At 43.7% G+C, this 18,884-nt stretch carries 20 protein-coding genes, 1 pseudogene and 2 riboswitches; of the genes and pseudogenes, 12 read left to right on the plus strand and 9 right to left on the minus strand.

The window, feature by feature from the left end; translation table 11 throughout:
- Positions 1–59: 59 nt before the first annotated feature.
- Entirely contained in the window at positions 60–389 is a 330-nt protein-coding gene (locus AC4E8B_RS13125) for a hypothetical protein (RefSeq protein WP_490213835.1), read from the plus strand.
- A gap of 137 nt (positions 390–526) precedes the next feature.
- Here AC4E8B_RS13125 and AC4E8B_RS13130 read toward each other — a convergent pair whose 3' ends face one another.
- On the minus strand, positions 527–1,186 hold the full coding sequence (locus AC4E8B_RS13130; RefSeq protein ID WP_490213836.1) for a TetR/AcrR family transcriptional regulator: 660 nt from the start codon (positions 1,184–1,186) through the stop codon (positions 527–529).
- Between the two features lie 203 nt (positions 1,187–1,389).
- On the opposite strand from AC4E8B_RS13130, the gene AC4E8B_RS13135 reads away from it, so the two are divergent.
- Together AC4E8B_RS13135 and AC4E8B_RS13140 are read left to right on the plus strand one after the other, a co-directional pair.
- Positions 1,390–1,566, plus strand: a complete 177-nt coding sequence (locus AC4E8B_RS13135; RefSeq protein ID WP_490213837.1) for a DUF2187 family protein — start codon at positions 1,390–1,392, stop codon at positions 1,564–1,566.
- 171 nt (positions 1,567–1,737) lie between these two features.
- A complete protein-coding gene (locus tag AC4E8B_RS13140) occupies positions 1,738–1,893 on the plus strand; it encodes a hypothetical protein (RefSeq protein WP_490213838.1) in 156 nt (51 codons plus the stop codon).
- 92 nt (positions 1,894–1,985) lie between these two features.
- Here AC4E8B_RS13140 and AC4E8B_RS13145 read toward each other — a convergent pair whose 3' ends face one another.
- Positions 1,986–3,608 (minus strand): peptide ABC transporter substrate-binding protein, encoded by a 1,623-nt coding sequence (locus AC4E8B_RS13145; protein ID WP_490213839.1) that lies wholly within the window; start codon positions 3,606–3,608, stop codon positions 1,986–1,988.
- A gap of 179 nt (positions 3,609–3,787) precedes the next feature.
- Positions 3,788–3,887, minus strand: a riboswitch (SAM riboswitch).
- Positions 3,888–3,962: 75 nt separating this feature from the next.
- A riboswitch (SAM riboswitch) is annotated at positions 3,963–4,065 on the minus strand.
- Positions 4,066–4,267: 202 nt separating this feature from the next.
- Here AC4E8B_RS13145 and AC4E8B_RS13150 point away from each other — a divergent pair.
- The 6 genes from AC4E8B_RS13150 to AC4E8B_RS13175 all read left to right on the plus strand — a co-directional run bounded on the left by AC4E8B_RS13150 (position 4,268) and on the right by AC4E8B_RS13175 (position 8,638).
- Positions 4,268–5,281, plus strand: coding sequence for a DUF3231 family protein (locus AC4E8B_RS13150; protein ID WP_490213840.1), 1,014 nt, complete (start codon positions 4,268–4,270; stop codon positions 5,279–5,281).
- Positions 5,282–5,593: 312 nt separating this feature from the next.
- Positions 5,594–5,719 (plus strand): DUF6254 family protein, encoded by a 126-nt coding sequence (locus tag AC4E8B_RS13155; protein ID WP_490213841.1) that lies wholly within the window; start codon positions 5,594–5,596, stop codon positions 5,717–5,719.
- Positions 5,720–6,038: 319 nt separating this feature from the next.
- Positions 6,039–7,304 carry an ATP-binding protein gene (locus tag AC4E8B_RS13160; RefSeq protein ID WP_490213842.1) on the plus strand — a complete coding sequence of 422 codons (1,266 nt, stop codon included), beginning with the start codon at positions 6,039–6,041 and terminating at the stop codon, positions 7,302–7,304.
- Between the two features lie 77 nt (positions 7,305–7,381).
- Positions 7,382–7,705, plus strand: coding sequence for a hypothetical protein (locus AC4E8B_RS13165; RefSeq protein WP_490213843.1), 324 nt, complete (start codon positions 7,382–7,384; stop codon positions 7,703–7,705).
- Between the two features lie 141 nt (positions 7,706–7,846).
- A complete protein-coding gene (locus tag AC4E8B_RS13170) occupies positions 7,847–8,359 on the plus strand; it encodes a CBO0543 family protein (protein WP_490213844.1) in 513 nt (170 codons plus the stop codon).
- Positions 8,360–8,425: 66 nt separating this feature from the next.
- Entirely contained in the window at positions 8,426–8,638 is a 213-nt protein-coding gene (locus tag AC4E8B_RS13175; RefSeq protein WP_490213845.1) for a hypothetical protein, read from the plus strand.
- A 151-nt stretch (positions 8,639–8,789) separates the two neighbouring features.
- Here AC4E8B_RS13175 and AC4E8B_RS13180 read toward each other — a convergent pair whose 3' ends face one another.
- The 3 genes from AC4E8B_RS13180 to AC4E8B_RS13190 form a co-directional block, all read right to left on the minus strand.
- Positions 8,790–9,776, minus strand: coding sequence for a CsxC family protein (locus AC4E8B_RS13180; RefSeq protein ID WP_490213846.1), 987 nt, complete (start codon positions 9,774–9,776; stop codon positions 8,790–8,792).
- A gap of 429 nt (positions 9,777–10,205) precedes the next feature.
- Positions 10,206–11,807, minus strand: a complete 1,602-nt coding sequence (locus tag AC4E8B_RS13185; protein WP_490213847.1) for an ABC transporter permease — start codon at positions 11,805–11,807, stop codon at positions 10,206–10,208.
- Positions 11,808–12,722: an ABC transporter ATP-binding protein gene (locus AC4E8B_RS13190; RefSeq protein ID WP_490213848.1), complete on the minus strand. Its 915-nt coding sequence runs from the start codon at positions 12,720–12,722 to the stop codon at positions 11,808–11,810.
- A 170-nt stretch (positions 12,723–12,892) separates the two neighbouring features.
- Here AC4E8B_RS13190 and AC4E8B_RS13195 point away from each other — a divergent pair, with 170 nt between their 5' ends.
- Together AC4E8B_RS13195 and AC4E8B_RS13200 are read left to right on the plus strand one after the other, a co-directional pair.
- Entirely contained in the window at positions 12,893–13,483 is a 591-nt protein-coding gene (locus tag AC4E8B_RS13195; RefSeq protein ID WP_490213849.1) for a TetR/AcrR family transcriptional regulator, read from the plus strand.
- Between the two features lie 124 nt (positions 13,484–13,607).
- A complete protein-coding gene (locus AC4E8B_RS13200; protein WP_490219665.1) occupies positions 13,608–14,633 on the plus strand; it encodes a DUF1646 family protein in 1,026 nt (341 codons plus the stop codon).
- A 126-nt stretch (positions 14,634–14,759) separates the two neighbouring features.
- Here the strand turns inward: AC4E8B_RS13200 and AC4E8B_RS13205 are convergent, their stop codons facing one another.
- The 4 genes and pseudogenes from AC4E8B_RS13205 to AC4E8B_RS13220 all read right to left on the minus strand — a co-directional run bounded on the left by AC4E8B_RS13205 (position 14,760) and on the right by AC4E8B_RS13220 (position 17,348).
- Positions 14,760–15,275 carry an AAA family ATPase gene (locus tag AC4E8B_RS13205; RefSeq protein WP_490213850.1) on the minus strand — a complete coding sequence of 172 codons (516 nt, stop codon included), beginning with the start codon at positions 15,273–15,275 and terminating at the stop codon, positions 14,760–14,762.
- Between the two features lie 153 nt (positions 15,276–15,428).
- Entirely contained in the window at positions 15,429–15,680 is a 252-nt protein-coding gene (locus AC4E8B_RS13210) for an NUDIX domain-containing protein (protein WP_490213851.1), read from the minus strand.
- A 241-nt stretch (positions 15,681–15,921) separates the two neighbouring features.
- Positions 15,922–16,317: pseudogene (locus AC4E8B_RS13215) on the minus strand (VOC family protein).
- A gap of 845 nt (positions 16,318–17,162) precedes the next feature.
- Positions 17,163–17,348 (minus strand): hypothetical protein, encoded by a 186-nt coding sequence (locus AC4E8B_RS13220; RefSeq protein ID WP_490213852.1) that lies wholly within the window; start codon positions 17,346–17,348, stop codon positions 17,163–17,165.
- A 474-nt stretch (positions 17,349–17,822) separates the two neighbouring features.
- Here AC4E8B_RS13220 and AC4E8B_RS13225 point away from each other — a divergent pair, with 474 nt between their 5' ends.
- Positions 17,823–18,854 (plus strand): AI-2E family transporter, encoded by a 1,032-nt coding sequence (locus tag AC4E8B_RS13225; RefSeq protein WP_490213853.1) that lies wholly within the window; start codon positions 17,823–17,825, stop codon positions 18,852–18,854.
- Positions 18,855–18,884: the final 30 nt, after the last annotated feature.

Here is an 18,884-nt window from a genome sequence, read left to right on the forward strand (position 1 = left end):
TTTCTCGATGCTAAAAAATTCAAGATGATGATAGTAGCTTTTCCCTGAATGTTCTCAAGATGAAACCTAAAGTTAAAAAGCACAAGAAAGGGGATTTTTTTACAAGCCGGGAAGCTGCCAAGAATCGGACATATTGGAGCGGGCATATAGTAAACAATCAGTTTGGGATGGTGAAGGAAATGGAAGTAAAAAGCCGGTTTATTGTCATTATCATTGAAGCCTCTGCTCTCAGAAAATTCTTCGCTTTGGAAATGGGGTTTGGTACAGCCTGCTATTACGGGGCGAAAATTATTTTCGTCAATGAACTTGCAGCAATCGGTGCAAGCATTCTGGGGGTCGAGGCTGCAAAAAGAGGTTTGAAGCAGCTTGAAAAAAACAGAAAGTCTTAGTTTGATTCTTTATTTACATGAAATATGTTGAGTATATACTGGGAGTTCTGAAATTCCCCGCAGTTTTGAAACACTTTATTGTAAATCACACATATTCCAGTTTCTAAAAAAGGACCCGGCAAAATGCCTGGTCCTTCCTAAAGCATATCTTCATCATTCATCTTATCATTCCGTCTAATCGCCACAGGGGGAAAAATCATCCGGCAAATGATGCGGGCTGCTTCCATTGTGTTGACCGGCGAAGAACTCTGAATTTTTTTATGAGGCCCGTTTTCTGCCAAAACAAGGGCCGACCAGGCAGCTGTATCAAGATCTATATCATCCCAGGTTAACCCTTTTTGCCTGGCCAGTTCTAATCCGCGCACAATCTGCATATGTATATTTCTCCGAGCCTCCTGCAAAACAGCGGCCAGTTCTGAATCCTTGGGCAGAAGTTCGGGCAGCACCCGGTGAATGCCAACCTCTTCCAGTCTCTTATAATGCTCATCCAGCAGACGGGCCAGGATCAGCACCTGGTCTCCATTGAGCCAGTCGGGCTCCGGAATCGTCAAGAAGTCGATTTTATCCTGCAGCAGTTCCATGAGCAGCTGGCGTTTATCAGAAAAATAGCGGTAAAAGGTGCCTGTGGCCACATCTGCGGCGGCTGCTATTTCTTTTGCTGTTGTCATTTCGTAGCCTTTTTCTATAAATAACCGCTTTCCGCTTTCCAGCAGAGCCTTCCGTTTCTGAAGCGCTCTTTCCTGCTTGGGCAGGGATGGGAATTCCCCAGAAAACGGGGCGGTATTTTTTTCTGCCATAAACCTCACCTCCAGATTCATCATATCATATAAAAAACATAGCAGAGATACTGAAATCCTGACGCACAAAAAACATGAACTTTAGTTCAGCTTATTGTTTGACAGGTGTTTCCTATGGTGCAATAATGAATTTAATTTCACTATGATAGTCCTTACGTCTTATTTTTACTGGTTTGAAAATTTAACGATAAGGAGTCGCGATTATGGCAAAAGAGGGAGACACAATCAAGTTTAAAAGGCATGATCTTTCCATTACCGGAACGGTCGTAAAAGTCAAAGAAGAAAGCGTTCTTGTCCAGATCAGCGATGAGGATGCACTGCTTTTGAAAATAGATACACCAATTACGGTCGTGTCGCATAAAAATTACAAGATTGTTTGAAACTGAGATATGTATAATGGCGGCTGACAGCATTAATAGAAGAAAGCTGCGGAGTTTATTTACTTTTGTTTGAAAAACACGCAGGATTTCAGCTATAAAGATAGAATTGAATTATATGTTTATTGATTCAGCCGTTCTATCAAAAATTTAAAAACCTGGGAGGATACTGGCATGGAAATCAGCAAAGATTCAAAGAAATTAGCGGTAGATTCACCTGTTTTGCTAAAGGGCATTGTTAAGGCTATTTACAATGATACCGTTCATATCCAGATCGGCGGCAAAATCATTGCTCTGCCAGCTTCCAATATGCCCGCCGCTTCTTCTTAAACTGCAGGCTTCAAAAGGCTGTTTTTTATTGAAAGTCTTGCATTCTTTAAAACTTCAAAAGGAGCCGGGGTTCCGGCTCCTTTTGCATCAGATCATTCAGAAACTTTTTCGGCATAGCGGAAATCAGGATTATTAAGGGGGCTGAACCGGATTCCCTTAATATTTTCTTTCACGGCCGCATTTTGAGATGAAAAGTAGATTGGGATGATTGGCATTTCATCCATCAGGACAGCTTCAGCCTGATGCAGCAGTTCAAAACGCTTTGCTTCGTCCTGCTCTGTCAGCGACTGGTCGAGCAGCTCATCAAATTCAGGGTTGGACCAGTTTGTAAAGTTGCTGGAACTGCCTGAGCTGTACAGATCCAGTACAGGGTACGGATCCAGGAAGTCCCCTACCCAGCCCATGCGTGCAGCCTGGAAGTTTTTCTGCTTAAAAGTATCAATGAATGTTTTCCATTCCTGATTCTCCAGCTTCACTTCAACACCGAGGTTAACTTTGAACATTTCCTGCAGTGCCTCGGCAATATTCTTGTGGTTCCCTTCTGAATTATATTTCAGAGTGACCGCAGGAAGATCCTTCCAGCTCTCTTCCTTCATACCCTCTGCAAGCAATGCTTTTGCTTTTTCCGCATCAAAAGTATAGTAAGGGTCTTCCTCATCACGGAAGTCTTTGCCTGTGGGACCTTCCACACCATACCCCACATAACCGTAGGCAGGCTCTTCCCCGCCTTTGGAAATGTTTTTCGTTATGGCCTCACGATCGATTGCCATGCTGAATGCTTTTCGGATTTTGCTGTTATTAAAAGGCTCTTGATCAACATTGAATGTATAGGTATAAACACTGAATTGCGGTGAGTTTACAAACTCCCTGCCATCCTTTTCCATATCTATCGCGTCGGCGGGAAGATTCTTGATCATGTCGATATCGCCTGATTTATACATCTGATACTCAGTGTTGGCATCAGCTACCATCTTAAAGTTAACAGTATCCATCGTAATTTCTTTGCTGTTCCAGTAATTGCTGCTTTTGTTAAGGGTAAGGATATTATTGTGTTCCCAATCCCCTAGTGTATAAGCACCATTCGTGACAATTGTTTCCGGGCCTGCCGCCCAGTTTTCGTCAGCTTCCACTGCCTTCTGGTTCACCGGCATAAAGCCCTGGCCCATCAGGACCTTAGGGAAGAACTTAATAGGCGTGTTCAATTCCACCTTTAATGTTTGCTCGTCCACTGCAGTGATTCCCACATCTTCAGCATCCCCGTTTTCCCTATTGTATTCTTCTGCACCTCTTATGTAAAAAAAGCTGGAAGGATCATAGGCACCTGTTTCAGGATTAAGGACACGCTTCCATGCAAACTCAAAATCCTTTGCTGTCAGCGGGTCGCCATTGGACCATTTCTGGCCGTCCCTGATTGTGAAAGTATAGGTTTTTCCGTCCTCTGACACATCGACTTTGCTGGCCGCCCCTTCTACTGCATTTCCATCTTTATCATAGCGGTACAAGCCTTCATAAAGATTATCGATGACCCAAAAAGAAGTTGTATCAGATGCAAAGGCAGGATCAAGGGTATACGGCTCCCCTCCAAGATTGGCATTCAACACTTGTGCAACGTCTTTTCCACCGGATGCCGGCACTGCTTCATCATTGCTGCAACCTGTCAGCGCCGCCAGGGCGAACACCAGGATAACCAGCGGGAAACTAAATAATTTCTTCATGGTTTCATTCCTCCACTACTTATTTTTTGTTTAACACTTTAAACTGATTTATCTTATTAAAAAAGTAAGAATTATAATTGCAATATCCCCGCCCTTTTTGCTTATTCCGAAAATACCCTTTAACTCATTAACTCACTAAAAAACCTCCCGGCAAAGATAAGCTGAGAGGTGTTGTACCCGGCTTATCTTTCCGGTATATCCGGCGGAATTGGCACAGTGTTCACAGAACCTGCTGCCGAGGCTTCATCGGGCCAGTCCCTCCGCCTCTCTGGATAAGAATATAGGTATTAGCTGGCTGAATAAAAAAATCCCCTTCTGCAGATAGAAGAGGACAGTATGTATAAACAGGCTCCCTTCTTATCTGCCAGGCATCTGCCTGATGGAATTGGCACAGTGTTCAATTGAACCCGCTGCCGAGACTTCTTCGGGCCATCCCCTCCGTCTCTCTTGATAAGATATTATAGGTATATAATTTTTCCGGTCCACTAAGAATAACCAATTTAGAAAATTTCGTCAACAGCAACGAGAAAAGTCTAACTTTTCTATCTTTTTGGGCGAATTGGAAATGCACCGGCATAAGGTAGCTTTTCAGGTGTCTGACTAATAATCTTATTAGCAATTGCAAACACTACCAGCATACTGATTGAAGGAGTCTTCCTATGGAAAAGCAAACACCTCTTACATCGGCAGAAATCGCGATGCTCTGGACTACTTATATGAATGACAGCATGTCAAAATGTGTTCTTGGCTATATGAAATCACATGCTGCAGAGGATGAAATAAAGGCTGCTCTGCAGTATGCCCTCGATTTATCCACCAGCCATCTGGAATATCTGATCCCTTTATTCAAAGAGGAAAAAATGGCTGTTCCGGACGGCTTCAGCAGCGGGGATGTCAACTCTGATGCTCCACAGCTGTTTTCAGACACTTTTTGCCTTGCTTATATCAACCATATGGCAAAAGCGGGAATGCTGGCATACAGCGGTATGCTCTCTATGAGTGCGAGAAGCGATATCCGGAATTTCTTTACTGAGGGCCTGGCCGAAACAGCCTTGCTTTATAATAAAACAACGAGCCTGATGCTCGAAAAAGGGATTTACATAAGAGCTCCTTACATCTCTTATCCGCATGAAACGGATTATGTGGATACCAAGAAATACTTAAGCGGGCTGAACCCCTTCGGGACCAAAAGACCTTTGAATGCCGTGGAAATTTCCCATCTGACCCTGAATATCCAGACCAATTCAATCGGACTGCAAATATCAGCTGCATTTGCTCAAACTGCTCAATTGAAGGAAGTCCAGGAATTTATGCTGAGAGGCAAAGAGATTTCCCAAAAGCACGTCGGCATTTTTTCAAAATTGCTTTTGGAAAGCAATATACAAGCTGTCGGTTCACCGAATATCGCCGTGTATGATACAACTGCACAGGTGTTTTCCGATAAGATGATGATGTTCCATATGGCCCTTTTGAGTGCTTCCGGATCAGGAAATTACGCGACTGCGGGAGTTGCCAGCCAGCGAACCGATGTGGCTGCAAGCTATGAGCGGCTGTCAGTTGAAATTGCCATTTTCGCCAAAAGCGGTGCAGACATTATGATCAAGCACGGCTGGCTCGAGCAGCCTCCAGGAACAACAGACCGTGATGCACTGTCCAAAAAAGGAACGCCTTGACCCTGCTATATGAGCGAGGTTTTGTGGTTCTGGGGTTTTGTGTTTCGGTCCAGTGAGCATAAAGCAATTTATTGCATAAATCGGTACCCTTTGTGTTTGTGATACTCCCTAGGGACAGATTCTTCCTATATTTAATTAATATGAGTACAAATTCAAAATTGACTTAAAGATTCCGAATACCCCGCAGATTGACATCACCCAACAACCTTAAAATTTCCTTAAACCAAAAGGAGCAATTGGGAGAAAGTTTTCAGACTGAAAAAAGGCCAGCTGGCAAATCTAAAAGAGATACCACAATAAGGAGGTCTTCTCATGACCCAGTCTAAAAAGCAGGAAGAAAGACAGTGGCGCCAGAGAAAAGAAACACAGCATCCTCATGGAAAAGTGAAATCGTTTGACCAGCTGGCCGATCAGGCCGGAAAAGGCGGACGATCCTGATTGAATGGGTCCAGGACAATGTCTTGGGCCTTTTTTTTGATATGTGAAGATGCGAGTTGCTAATATATTGGCAAAGTTGCTAATATAAATTGAAAGTTGCTAATAAATGAAAAAAGCTGCTAATAAACAGAAAAAGCTGCTAAAAACAAAAAAACACCAGGTCCGACATGCGCTTTTCTTCAAGGTGCTGCAGTACATAGCTTTCACCTGCAGAAAAACAGGAATTTTGTACAATTCCCCCGCAAGCCTGGATATGCGAGTATAATAGAGGTGGCAGTTTTCCATGCTGCTTTATTAGGTAATTTTTGGAGGAGCACGTTTGATTACTTTGCTAAAAACGCTATTAATAAATATGACGATACTTTTTTCATTTACCTTTAATGCGAATTTATTTTTCCCATTTCAGCTGAAAGAGCTGCTTTCTTTAAAGCATAAGCTCACCTACGGTCTGATTGGCTCGCTTGGAGCGGTTTTCTGCATGCTGTATCCGATCGAAACCCTTGGAGACACTCACTTTGATTTCCGGATGATCGCCATACTGATCATTTCGCTTTATGCCGGGCCGATTCCCGGTCTCATCGTGGTGCTTGTTGTCTCCCTGATCAGAGCGGCCATTGGAGGACCGTTTGTACTGACCGGGGTAGTGGTGTCTATTCTCGCTATGCTGACAGGACTGGCTTTCCGGAAGAAATATATTGAAACTTCGTATAAATTGCTTGTCAGCTCTGCGGCCTTCGCTGTTTATGCGATCCTTTATATTCTTGTCATTTATTTTAATGTTAGATTTTTGGATTTATCGTTTTATCTCATGTATTTTACTGCCTTTTATATAACATTCGGGAGTATAGTACTGATAATTGAAAAGCTGATTAAGACCAATAAGCAGATTGAAGAGGTGGTATATCTGGACAAGCTGACGATGGTCGGACAGATGGCCGCTGCCATCGCCCACGAGATCAGGAATCCACTTACCACTGTCAGGGGTTTCATCCAGTATTTAAGCGAAAAGACAACAGATGACCAGGTCAAATCCTTTTCCCCTCTCATACTTGAGGAATTAGACAGAACAAATAAGATCATTACAGATTATTTAAAAATTGCCAAGCCTGAACAATTCAATCTGACTACCATGAATCTGGAGAAAGTTGTCAGGGATTGTGTTGATCTGCTTCGCCCGCTGGCAAATTATATCAATACAGCAATCCTATTCGACGAAGGCGGGCACCATTTCGTCCGCGGGGACGAGCACCATATGAAGCAGGCAATTATGAATGTAATAAAAAATGCAATCGAATCAACTGATAAAGATGGCTCTATTAAAATCACCATCCAGCCCAACCAGCTGGCAAATACAGTATCCCTGAAGGTTTCTGACAATGGAGTCGGGATGTCGGAGGAACAGCTCAGAAAAATTGGCCTTCCTTTCTACACGACCAAGTCAAAAGGAACAGGTCTGGGCAGCATGGTGACAAATAAGATCATCAGGGAGATGGATGGGACGATAGATTACGAAAGCGAAGTGAATCGGGGCACTACGGTAACGATTATCCTGCCTCTTCAGCTGATTCCAGAACCCGCTCGATAATGTGTCATTTGAGCCACATATGATACTGGAGAAAAAATTACGTGTATAGTTTAAAAAGAAGCCGAAATTGGGAGATTATGATGCTGAATAATTTGTATGATCCGGATTTTATCCGTTTTTGTGAAACAGCCACCCCTCTTGAAATGGTCACAAAGCTTACTGGAGGAAAGGTGCGCGGACTTGAAAACCTTGCTCTTAGGTCCCTGAACACCCGCAGGCAGCTGCCAAAGGAAGTCATCAATGTTCTGCTGGTTTATTTTTATGCCTCATACGCCCACCAGGTTTATGATCGGAACAGCCTGGCAAGGCTCTATGACTACTGGGCGACTAAGCAGATCCGCACTTTTGCAGCGGCCCGCGATATGACGAAAATAGACATTGCAACGATCCTGAATAAATAAGAACAGCGCTCTCCAGCCTGTTTTTTTTTGTGTTTTTTCTTACTTCCTCCATACCGGCTTCATAAAAACTCAACAACTGAACATGCTATAAGTATGCCTCTTATGTGTATTTATTTTTAGAAAAGAAGGGATTGATGAATCATGAGACGAGATGCCTCAGACAGAAAAATATTATGGTTCATGTCTATCCTTTCTTTCTGCATACTCTTTTTCACCCTTAGGAAACCGCCCATCAAAGATTGGCTTTTGGCATTTCTATTCAATGCGTACACAAATGGGATCATTGATAAGTTTGTTGTAAGCAAGAAATATGTTACCTATCCTGTGCGTTTTCTGCCAAAGCTGAGCGACATCAATATATTATTTGACTACCTTTTCTACCCGACTGCCTCCCTGCTTGCGAACCAGCTGACAAGTAAAGATAGAGGTCTCTGGCTTTTCTTTAAAATGATGATCATAACCTTTACTATATTCCGGATTGAATCATGGGCAGAGCGAAGAACAAGACTCGTCAAATGGCAGAAAGGCTGGACAGGATATTATTCTTTTGCCACCCTTACTATGAAGTCGCTTTTGAACCGCTATATCATTGAAATCGTCCGAAAGATAGATCAGCATCAGCGTGAAGGTCACGCTGATATAGATAGTGAATAATTGCAAATGACCTTATATTTTCATTTTGTTGTTTAAAGCTTGTCATGCCGGGTATTGAAAAGTGTAATGAAAAACTCAGGAGGAGTTGAATCAGCCATGTCCATGATCGAAAACCCATTCAAGGCAGAAACTGATGCAGCCGCCATTCGTTCAGGTGAAGTGGAGCCCAAGAAAATGGTTATCAGCTTAACAGGAAGCAGTTCTGTCGTCCCTCCTTCTACTAAAGGACCAGCTCCCGAATTCGATATTTTCGGAACAGGATTGAATGATTACCGCTAATACGCTATTTTCTCCCCCAGCCTTCATAGAGAAGGCTTTTTTTCATGAATACTTTTATAGAGACACCAACTCTATTAACAATAATAACATTATGTAAACAAAGAGGAACAAGCTGCTGCCTGTCCCTCTCTTTACAATCCAGTTTTTCTAATTAATGGTCAGAGCCTTGGCCGTAAGCATTGCGAAGAATTTCCTTCATATGGCCGCGCAGTGATTTGCGCAGGCTGTCAGCGCCTTTTTCAGACCTTGCATCTCCGTAGTTGTCTTCGATTCCGTTTTCAGCTTGGCCAAATTCCTCTTCAGCCTGTAATTCCTGAAAAGCTTCAAACTGTCCTTGTGCTTCCATGCCGTCTGCTTCAAAATCTTCGGCACCAAAACGGCGGTGTCCGCTGTATTGCTGCTTTTGAAGAAGCTTCAAGAAGAGGACAACTTCCATTTTTTCTGTGATCTTCTTAAAGCTGCCGCACATATTATGCTCTTTAGCGAGATCAAGTTCGTTAATGATAGCCCCTAGAAGCTTCACTTCGATCGGCTCATTGAAAAACTCGGAATGATAGGAACCAAATTGGTCCTTATCTGCTCCATGGCCTTTTTTATCCAGATAGCGGCTTTCGTGGATGCTGGACTTCTGGCTTGTTCTGGAGTAAGCAGGATTATAGATGCGGACCTGCTGGTTGGTGCTGAATTTGATATCAACGCCATAATCTCTGACATAGCCGCTGTATTCTTCTACATACTGAATGTTTTTGTGGACAACACCAGTGATGAATACTTTAACAAGGTCTCTTCTGACAACAGAAGGAATTACTTTAGCTTGAGTCAGATGCACATTTTTGCGGATAGATTTAATCTCCTTGGCAGGTGTAGGCAATTCGATATGTGCTTCAACATCTGCTTCAAGAAGAACTTCTGCGAGCACGACGCTGGCATCAATAACAGGGAAGAATTGAAAATCGCCTTGCGGCGGGAAAGAACGGGTAAAGGCACCAACCGTTTCTGTTTCACCTTTGTTCTCAGGCTTGCAGTAAGGATAGTTTGGCGGGTAGTTCGGCGGATATTTCACCGAGTGGTCCGGCGTATAGCCCGGCTTGTAATTGTGCTGATAGCTTGTTGACTTCTTCTTTTTTTGTTCTGACATTCTCATATCACTCCTTGGATTTTTTTGCTGACAGACTCTGCCCAATTCTATTTAGGCAGTGCAAGTTTTGAAAGCATCGTGAAGTTTTATCACTCTCTTAATTTATATGTACTTCTGCTGAGCTCGGCTTGTACTGATGCCGGTGGTAAAAAGTCTATTTTATGAATAACAGCGCTGCCGCCTGGATACAATGGGACGCAGACTGAGAACGCGGGGTCCTGTGGCTGCTTCTGCCATAACCAGCTTACGCTTGGCTCAAGACGGTCCTGATGGAAAGGCGTTTACTGCCTTTTTGGAGGATTGGCCAGTGCTCGATGCGGAGCAGACGCTGCTGGTGAACGATGATCCAGAAACTTAGGATTATCTACTGGCCTTATAAACAAATCAAAACGGATGGCCGGTAATCAGCCATCCGTTTTCTCTTTATATTCAGCCAAGATCTCTATTACGATAGCCGATGAACCCTGCAATGGTGCAGACAGCAGCCGCACCGGCAAGCGTTAGCACTGTTCCCGGGATAAATTCTTCTACCGGCAAACGCGGCACATAGCCAAATGGAGATAGCCTTTCAAGCCACTCGGGAAAATTCAGTATGCTTCCCAGATAAACAACAACAAAGGAATAGCTGAGTACAATCCATATCAGCCCGGTGAGCCTTGGAAGGAAGCCCAGCAGCAGGTAGGCACCGCCAAGCATCAGCCAGATGGCCGGCAGATAGACCAGCCCGGCCTCCAGCATACTGCCCAGTGGGATAGGGTCTTCCATAACCGAACCAGCAGCTCCCCAAAGGCCCAAAATAGCAAGCAGCAGCATGATAACACTGAAAATCAATGAAAGCATGAAATAGCTTCCCGCAAGCCGCAGCCTTGATATCGGTTTTGACAGCAGGATATCAATCCTGTCATTTTTCTCCTCGCTCTTCAGCCTTAAAAAGAACATCAGCGGCGGGATGCATGCAACCATAGACATGACGGACATGAGCATGGACATGAATTGTTCTGTCAGTGATAAACCGCTGGCGGGGTCGATCATCTGTTGCAGCAATTCATTTTCTGTAAAAAAGGACTCGAGATCTCCAAACACAGATCCATAAGAAATCCCCAGGATGAACATCCCTGCTGCCCAGGAAATAATGGCTGTCCTCTGGAGCCGGAAAGCCAGTGCAAAGGGGCTGGATAACAGCGGTGAAGCGGATTTCTTTCCCGGTCTGGACGGAAGCAGGCCAGAATCAAGGTCCCGTTTCATATTGAAATAAAATGCAGATGCTGTTAACAGGATACCCGCCATGACAGTAAGGATTACAGGAAACCAATAGTCATTTACGTAGACTTCTGTGCCCACTATCCATCCGAGCGGCGAGAACCAGGATAAAGCGCCGCCGCTTACATCCCCGATGGCCCTGATCAAATAGGCGACTCCCAGAACAGCAAGGGACAAACCGGCTGTGCCCCTCGTGTTTTCCGAAAGCTGCGCGAACAGTGCGGCTGTCCCGGCAAAAAAGATGCCTGCCGCACCGATCGCCGCTCCATAAAGAAGCGATCCCTCAAGATTCATGCTTCCGATCTGCAGACTGTATAGGCCAAAGCCAATAATAATGGCCAAAATGACATTCATAGTAAATAAAACAAGGACGGATGCTGTCAGATTGGCCATCCTCCCGACTGGCAATGCGCGGATCAGCTCGATCCTTCCCTCTTCTTCGTCATTCCGGGTATGCCTGGCCATCAGGAGGATGCTCATGACTGCGGCAGCAATGCTTGTGAATAACAGCATCTGATGGGCCATCATAGGGCCCGGAGTGTAATTATCCAGGCCAAAGCCCGGGCCGACCATCGCAGTCATGGCCGGATTTTTCATCGTTTCCGCAATGGCCTGGCGCTCTGCATCGGTTTTATATAAATCCGTAAAAGCGGAAGCAGTCACAATGGTCAGCCCTGCAAGAGCAATCACCCAAATAAGAAATCTCAGCCGGTCCCTTCTAAGCAGGAACATGGCCAGAAGACCAGTCCTGCTGAATAATTGCTTCCCCATTCAGTTTCCCTCCTGCTTTTTCTCTATAGGGTTGGATGCTGATTCATAATGGCGCATGAAAAGCTCCTCTAAGGTCGGCGGCATGCTTTCCAGCTTCGTAATTCCGAACTGGCTGACATACTGAAGTATAGTGCCCAGTTCTTCAGCATCCGCCTTCAGCGAAATGCCTCCCTCTTCGAATTCCAGCTCGTGGACCCCCTTCAGGCTTCCCAGATCAGGAGCCTGTTTGCTGGTTTGAAAAACAAGATGTGTACGTGTCAGATGCCGGAGCTCATCAAGAGTACCCGTTTCAATGATTTCACCCTGGCGGATGATGCCCACGCGGTCACACAGCTTTTCAACTTCAGAAAGTATATGGCTGGATAAAAGAACGCTTTTTCCCTGTCTTTTAGCCTCAAGCACACATTCCTGGAAGACAATCTCCATTAGAGGATCAAGGCCTGAGGTGGGCTCATCCAGGATAAACAGCTCTGCATCTGATGAAAAGGCAGACACAAGTGCCACCTTTTGCCGATTTCCTTTTGAATAGGTCCTGCTTTTTTTCGAAGGATCAAGATTGAATTTTTCAAGCAAATCGTTCGTCCGTCTTTTATCAGTGCCTCCCCGGAGCCTCGCAAACAAGTCTATTACCTCTCCCCCGGTAAGGTTAGGCCATAGATTGACGTCGCCGGGAACATAGGCTATTTTTCGGTGGATGTCGACAGCGTCTTTCCAGGCATTCTTTCCAAACAGTTTTGCTTCCCCTGAGGTTGCCTTCAGGATTCCCAGCAAAATCTTGATTGTAGTGGACTTGCCTGCTCCGTTCGGCCCAATAAAACCGTATACTTCCCCTTCATTCACTTTAATATTGACTTCATTCAGGGCTGTAAATTTTCCAAACCTTTTCACAAGGCTGTTCGTTTCAATAATGGCCATTTCCATTCCTCCCTGTTTCGATAGTTACTATTACAACTCTATAAAATTATGAATTATTTTTATTCAACGAGTTCATAATACACATAAATCACATAACTTACAAGAGTTTATGAACTATTTCATTTGTTTTATTACATATTTTTCATTACAATAAGAGTGAGGTGAAGAAATTGGACGGTTTTCAGCGCCGAAAAGAACAAAAACAGCGACACATACTGGAGGCGGCCCTTAAGCTGTTTCTGGAGTATGGAATCCAAAAGGTTTCCGTTTCGGAAATTGCAAAGGAAGCCCATGTTTCCCAGGTGACCATTTATAATTATTTTGAGAGCAAGCATAAGCTCATACATGAAGTTTTCCTCTATTATGTCGATAAAGCTTCCAGTCAGTTTGAACTGCTGATCAACAGCAGCATGCCATTTCCTGAGAAAGTTAAAATGCTCATTTTTAACAAGAAGGAAGCGGCCAGCGGAATTCATGAAGAGTTTTATCAGTATTTGATGAAAGAGTATTCAGAGGAAGGCAATTATATTGAAAAAATTTATAAGGAAAAAGCCATTCCCTATTTCAAAGAGCTGTTCAAGGAAGGGCGGGAGAAGGGATATATCAATCCTGATCTTTCTTTCGAAGCTATGCTGCTCTATGTCCAGATGATGAAGGATTATTTTCAGCGTGAGGAGGTATACAGCAAGGCTTTGCCGCTGACAGAGGATATCACGAATATATTTTTTTATGGAATCATCGGAAAAAAGGAAGACGGCTAAAAGCTGTCTTCCTTTTCGATTCTCTTTCGGCTGATTCCCTTTATCATGAAAGTTTGTCCTTTCTGCTGCATATATATAGGCTGTTCCTTCTTTTAGGGAAAATCTAAACAAGAATGGGCAGATGATTATGACAGGTTTACTTATAATCTTTTTCCTCGTATTGCTGCTCCCATTTACGCTGAAAGCTGTGGAGCATAATCTGGAACTTTTCCTCTTTGCGATGGGAATTCTTGCGGCTTTTATAAGCGGGATGTTCAATGGAGAACTATTTCTTAAGGCTGCCGGGGACCCCATTAAAATTTCTGCGGCTGTTTTTGCGGCAGGTTTGCTGTTTAAATGGCTGAAGCGTCCGCTTGAGAAAATCATCATCGGCATGAGCAAAAGAATGCCATTCAGGCTGTTTTCCGCTTTGACGGTTGTCGTGCTGGGATTTGTTTCAAGCATTATCACCGCGATCATTGCCGCGCTGGTGCTCGTGCTGATTGTCGGCGCCCTCCGGCTTGAAAGGCAGGCAGAGGTTCGTTTCACAGTACTGGCCTGCTTCTCCATTGGCCTCGGGGCTGCCCTTACGCCGATCGGAGAGCCTTTATCAACCATCGCCATTTCGAAGCTGAACGAGGATTTCTTTTTTCTTGTCAATCTGATCGGCGCTGAGGTAATAGCGGCCATAACGGCACTTGCTATCATGGCCATGCTCCTTATCCAGCCTCCTGAAAAACGGCCCGGAAGCTTCCGCAAAGAATCTGGAAGTGAAACATATGAAGAAATATTGGTCAGAAGCATGAAAGTCTATTTGTTTGTCATGGGGCTGACCTTCCTTGGGGCCGGCTTTGAGCCGCTGATCAAGCACTATCTGATCGGCCAGAGTCCAACACTTCTCTATTGGGTCAATATGATTTCCGCCATTCTCGACAATGCCACACTGGCTGCAGCAGAAATCAGCCCTGCCATGGACCATTTCACGATTCAGTCTATCCTGCTCGGGCTTTTGATCTCCGGAGGCATGCTGATACCGGGTAATATCCCGAACATCATCTCTGCCGCCAAGCTCAAAATAACCAGCAAAGAATGGGCCAGGTTCGGGGTACCGGTCGGGCTGCTTACGATGTTTGCTTACTATCTGGCCATTATGTGGCTTGAACACAGATGAAGAGTCCCTGGTTTGGGACTCTTTGTTTTTTAGCTTTCTATTCCTCATCTGCGCCTGCACCACCTTTGCCCCAATAATACAGAAACCCCATAGAAGAAAGCATGGACAGCAGGATCAGCATCAAGTTCATATAACTTCCTCCATCCAATTAGACAAATCAACGTCCTCCTTCACGATATACAGCTTCTCATCATAAAGACTGAGCATTTCCAGTATCTCAGGCTTGCTTACAGTTTCAAAATATTTGTTCCATTTGAACATTTTCCTGAACATTTCAAAAGTAGGTTTGTAATTTGCTTTTTCTAAATGGAGTTTCTGCCTGATGAACCGTTTAATGATCCTTAAAGTTCTTGTGTTATAGGGGGGATCGAGTAGGATTATCTGATCTGACTGCTTAAGGCTTTCCATGATCCAGGTATGGTGCACTCCCTCAATGACCCAGCTTTCCAAAGAGGTGATTTTTTGAAAAAGAGCATCTCTTTCTTCTTCTGTCCTTCGCCTGTCACCGTGCAGGCCTCTTTCCCATACCACATTGTCAAGTTCATAATGTCGAATTCCCAGGCTGGCTGAAAGCTGTCTGGCTAAGGTTGTTTTACCGCTTCCAACGGAGCCTATGATATGTATTTTTCTTTTCTCTTTCATTCCGGCATTTCCCTCTTTCTATATATCTGCCAGCAGTTTTTGCTTCCCGATCAGCTGAAGCAGAACTTCCCTGTCTTCAGGAAAGGAAAGGACCATCCGTTCAAGATCTTCCCATCCTATCCAGGATATATCATAAATAAGCCTATCAGGATCTTACAGCACTAGGCTGCCCCCAGTAATCCGGATCTCAAAATAACGCACTTCTGAAAGCTCCGTTTTTTTTACGAACAGTGGCCGGATGATTTCAGCCATGTAGCCTGTTTCCTCCAGCACTTCCCTTATACAGCATTCTTCTCTGCTCTCGCCAAGCTCCTGCCCACCCGAAGGTACAGACCACCGTTTCCCTCTAACGGTACACTTTAATGAACTCAGTGAACGGCTCGGCAAAATAAGTGCCGCGCTCATTAAACTCGCTATATAGATGGGTAATGCATACCGTTAGCCAGTCCCTTTCAGAAAAACCTCAAAGCTCACCCGTTCAGTTGCACTGCTCACCTTTCTCCACAATACTGTACCTCCAAAATTCCGTTATAATTTATGCATTTCGATACTGCATTTTGGAAGTCCTTCTTTTTGGAGGAAAAAGGGGAAAAGAAGACGTTACAAAAAAGAGCAATGAAAAAAGCAGAGGCTTATCGACCCTGCTTTATAACCTATGGCCCCCTATTTCCTGGATTCGCTTCTTTTCTTCTGTTTTATCCAGGTATTCAAAAAGCCCCAGTTTGTTTCCCCAAGGATCATTAAGAGTGCCCCATTTAACCGGCACCCCGCTGCGGGAATAAATTTCAAAGGAGTTTATCTCTAATTCATCGATAAGCCGCTGTTTTTCTGCTTCAATATTCATGACTCCAAGCCGGATTGGTCCTGCTCCTTCAGCGGTTGTCCCTTCGGCAAGCTGAAGCCAGCTCCCGGGTATAAGCTCTCATTCAGCAAACCCTTCATGCGGGATGAAGTCAGGCTCCCTGTTGAGAAAAACGGAATACCACTTCTGGCCATTTTTTATATCATCCACCCTGATTTGAGTGGTCATTTCAATATGCATGCTGAACCTCCTCTTGGCGTTTTATCCAGTTTACCAGATTTTTTTGGGGAGGGGTTCTTCCGGATTGCTGATATTTTTAATCTTAAGGATATTAGATAAAGATAGTTACTGCCTGGTTTTGATAAGCTCTTATCGTGAAGATTGCTGCTTTTATTATAGCAAAGGATATTTACATTTTATGGATCTCATAAAGAGAGGCTTATTCAGCTATACGCGGCAGGATAATGAAGAGTTTTAAAAACCAGAAGTCATATCCTTCTTTCAGTGACCAGCAAGCCTTAAAATAAGCGGAGAATTTCCGGTCAGGCTGCTGAATATGGCACGGATGGGTGGAAATTAGCGGTGATTTTCCGGTTAAGAGTAGCGAAATTGCCCATTTTCCTGTTTTTTGAGTTGATAGTCGGAATTTCTCCGTCTATTTTAGCTATTTTTAGGTTTTTTTTGAAAATAGGGGAAATTTCTCCGCTTATTTTTCACCTGTCACCGACCGATTACCTCATTCAGAAGAAAAAAAATTGCTCCTATATAGCTTTTCTTGGACCTCAACAAATAGCTTACTGAATAATAAGAAATACAGTCGTTCCAACATAGGTAAAGCTGTTTTTATACCACATGTAGGAAATTGAGGGTAATGTAATTTGAAATTTGGCAATCACGAGCAGCATGTGCCTCCTGAAGGAGTATTTTATCACCTATGGATGCCAACATAGCAACAGTCTATGCGAAAAAAGCCTTTAATCTCTGTTAGTGTCCCATGAATAACACAGCCATAAAAAGTATATAAACAATCCGGCAATAAATATCACTGCTGAAGCTCAGCCGGACGAATCAGCGGCAGCTCTCTGCTAAAAAGAATGGCAGCAGTAAAAGCAGCGGTTCGCACCGGCAAAATAACGGTCAATAATTTTAACAGTTGCTTGAATGCTCTTTTGCCTTTGGATAGATAGGTTCAGTTCTTTCCGGATTTCCATAAGTTTATCCAGCGGAATACTTTCGGAAAGCAGAAAGTCTTCAATGCTTTCTGAAAGCATTCCAGCAGTTTTTCCCTGAATTGGCAAAGAAAGAATCTTGCCCAGCAGCCTGGTTTTCTGTACGGTCCCGCGGGAACAGCAAGGACACATTATTTTCTGCGGAGTTGCTTCCAAGAGCCGATCCCCCTTCTCATTTATATACGAATAGCTTATCTGCTTTTGAATAAGATTTCTGTATGCTTAACGAAGGATTTTTACAATTATGTTACAAATCATTCTAGTTCTATTGTACGAGATGGGCCTTCTCATTCCTTCATATAGCGCCAATTTATTTTATTGGAGAGCGAATGAAAAAAAGAACCAGCACGTATCTATTAATAAAATGAACTCCCGGAACACTAAAAAAAAAACATTCCAGCAGCAGCCAGGAAAACCACTTTTAGAGAGTTTAAATGATATAATTGAATAGCAATATCATTTTAATATTTCTTATTAATCGGTTCCTTGTTAATAAGAATCAGAGGGAGTACTTGAATGGAAAACTGGAGAAATATATGGGATAAGACAGGTGCGAAGCGGATTGTCATTTTTGCGATCATCCTGCTGCTCCTTGTTTCACTTCACAGCATGATCAATATCGTCCTGCTGACATTTATTTTTTCCTTTTTAATGGATCGTCTGACCACCCTGCTTACAGGCAAGTGGAACCTTCATCGGCCGCTGGTGGTTATTTTTTTATACCTTGTTTTCTTCGGGGGCCTGACACTCGCGGCCATCAATTACCTGCCTGTTATTTCACGGGAAGTAACACAATTGATCGCCCAGCTGCAGGCATTTTATCTTCATCCGCACGAAAATGGATTTATCAATTACATTGTATTGTTCATAGAACAAAACGATATCAACAAGTATCTTGAGCAAGGGTTTACGTTTCTGCTGAAATATTTTACCGATATAAGCAAAGTTGGGATGCAAGTACTGATTTCCTTACTGCTCAGCCTGTTCTTCCTGCTTGAAAAAAATAAGCTGATCGACTTTACACTAAAATTCAAGACGAGCAAAGTTGCTGCATTTTATAATGAAATTGAGTATTTCTCAAGGAAATTCTCCATGACATTCGGAAAAGTTATTGAAGCACAGTTTGTCATTGCCATTGTCAACTGCATCTTGACGACACTGGCTCTTTGGATCATGGATTTCCCTCAGCTGGTCGCCTTGTCCCTGATGGTATTAGTCCTGGGGCTCATTCCTGTGGCAGGGGTCATTATCTCTATGTTTCCACTCACAATAATAGCCTATTCCATAGGCGGATTCATGCTCGTCGGCTATATCATCCTTGTCGTCATGGTCATTCATGCTATCGAAGCTTATATCCTTAACCCGAAGCTGATGTCTTCCAAAACAGAGCTTCCGGTTTTTTATACCTTCATTGTACTCATCTTCTCCGAGCATTTTTTCGGAATTTGGGGTCTGATTGTCGGTATTCCTGTATTTATGTTCCTTTTGGATATTTTGGGGGTTAAGGAAATTGCTCCAAAACAAACGAAGCAGGTCCGCGCCAGCTGACCTGCTTTACTTCAATTTAAAAAGGATGCA

Source organism: Bacillus sp. SRL543, assembly GCF_984799205.1.

Coding starts and splice junctions, on each gene's coding strand:
- AC4E8B_RS13125 (WP_490213835.1), top strand. CDS start 60: ATGAAACCTAAAGTTAAAAAGCACAAGAAAGGGGATTTTTTTACAAGC.
- AC4E8B_RS13130 (WP_490213836.1), bottom strand. CDS start 1,186: ATGGCAGAAAAAAATACCGCCCCGTTTTCTGGGGAATTCCCATCCCTG.
- AC4E8B_RS13135 (WP_490213837.1), top strand. CDS start 1,390: ATGGCAAAAGAGGGAGACACAATCAAGTTTAAAAGGCATGATCTTTCC.
- AC4E8B_RS13140 (WP_490213838.1), top strand. CDS start 1,738: ATGGAAATCAGCAAAGATTCAAAGAAATTAGCGGTAGATTCACCTGTT.
- AC4E8B_RS13145 (WP_490213839.1), bottom strand. CDS start 3,608: ATGAAGAAATTATTTAGTTTCCCGCTGGTTATCCTGGTGTTCGCCCTG.
- AC4E8B_RS13150 (WP_490213840.1), top strand. CDS start 4,268: ATGGAAAAGCAAACACCTCTTACATCGGCAGAAATCGCGATGCTCTGG.
- AC4E8B_RS13155 (WP_490213841.1), top strand. CDS start 5,594: ATGACCCAGTCTAAAAAGCAGGAAGAAAGACAGTGGCGCCAGAGAAAA.
- AC4E8B_RS13165 (WP_490213843.1), top strand. CDS start 7,382: ATGATGCTGAATAATTTGTATGATCCGGATTTTATCCGTTTTTGTGAA.
- AC4E8B_RS13170 (WP_490213844.1), top strand. CDS start 7,847: ATGAGACGAGATGCCTCAGACAGAAAAATATTATGGTTCATGTCTATC.
- AC4E8B_RS13175 (WP_490213845.1), top strand. CDS start 8,426: ATGAAAAACTCAGGAGGAGTTGAATCAGCCATGTCCATGATCGAAAAC.
- AC4E8B_RS13180 (WP_490213846.1), bottom strand. CDS start 9,776: ATGTCAGAACAAAAAAAGAAGAAGTCAACAAGCTATCAGCACAATTAC.
- AC4E8B_RS13185 (WP_490213847.1), bottom strand. CDS start 11,807: ATGGGGAAGCAATTATTCAGCAGGACTGGTCTTCTGGCCATGTTCCTG.
- AC4E8B_RS13190 (WP_490213848.1), bottom strand. CDS start 12,722: ATGGCCATTATTGAAACGAACAGCCTTGTGAAAAGGTTTGGAAAATTT.
- AC4E8B_RS13205 (WP_490213850.1), bottom strand. CDS start 15,275: ATGAAAGAGAAAAGAAAAATACATATCATAGGCTCCGTTGGAAGCGGT.
- AC4E8B_RS13210 (WP_490213851.1), bottom strand. CDS start 15,680: ATGAGCGCGGCACTTATTTTGCCGAGCCGTTCACTGAGTTCATTAAAG.
- AC4E8B_RS13220 (WP_490213852.1), bottom strand. CDS start 17,348: ATGCTTTCAGAAAGCATTGAAGACTTTCTGCTTTCCGAAAGTATTCCG.
- AC4E8B_RS13225 (WP_490213853.1), top strand. CDS start 17,823: ATGGAAAACTGGAGAAATATATGGGATAAGACAGGTGCGAAGCGGATT.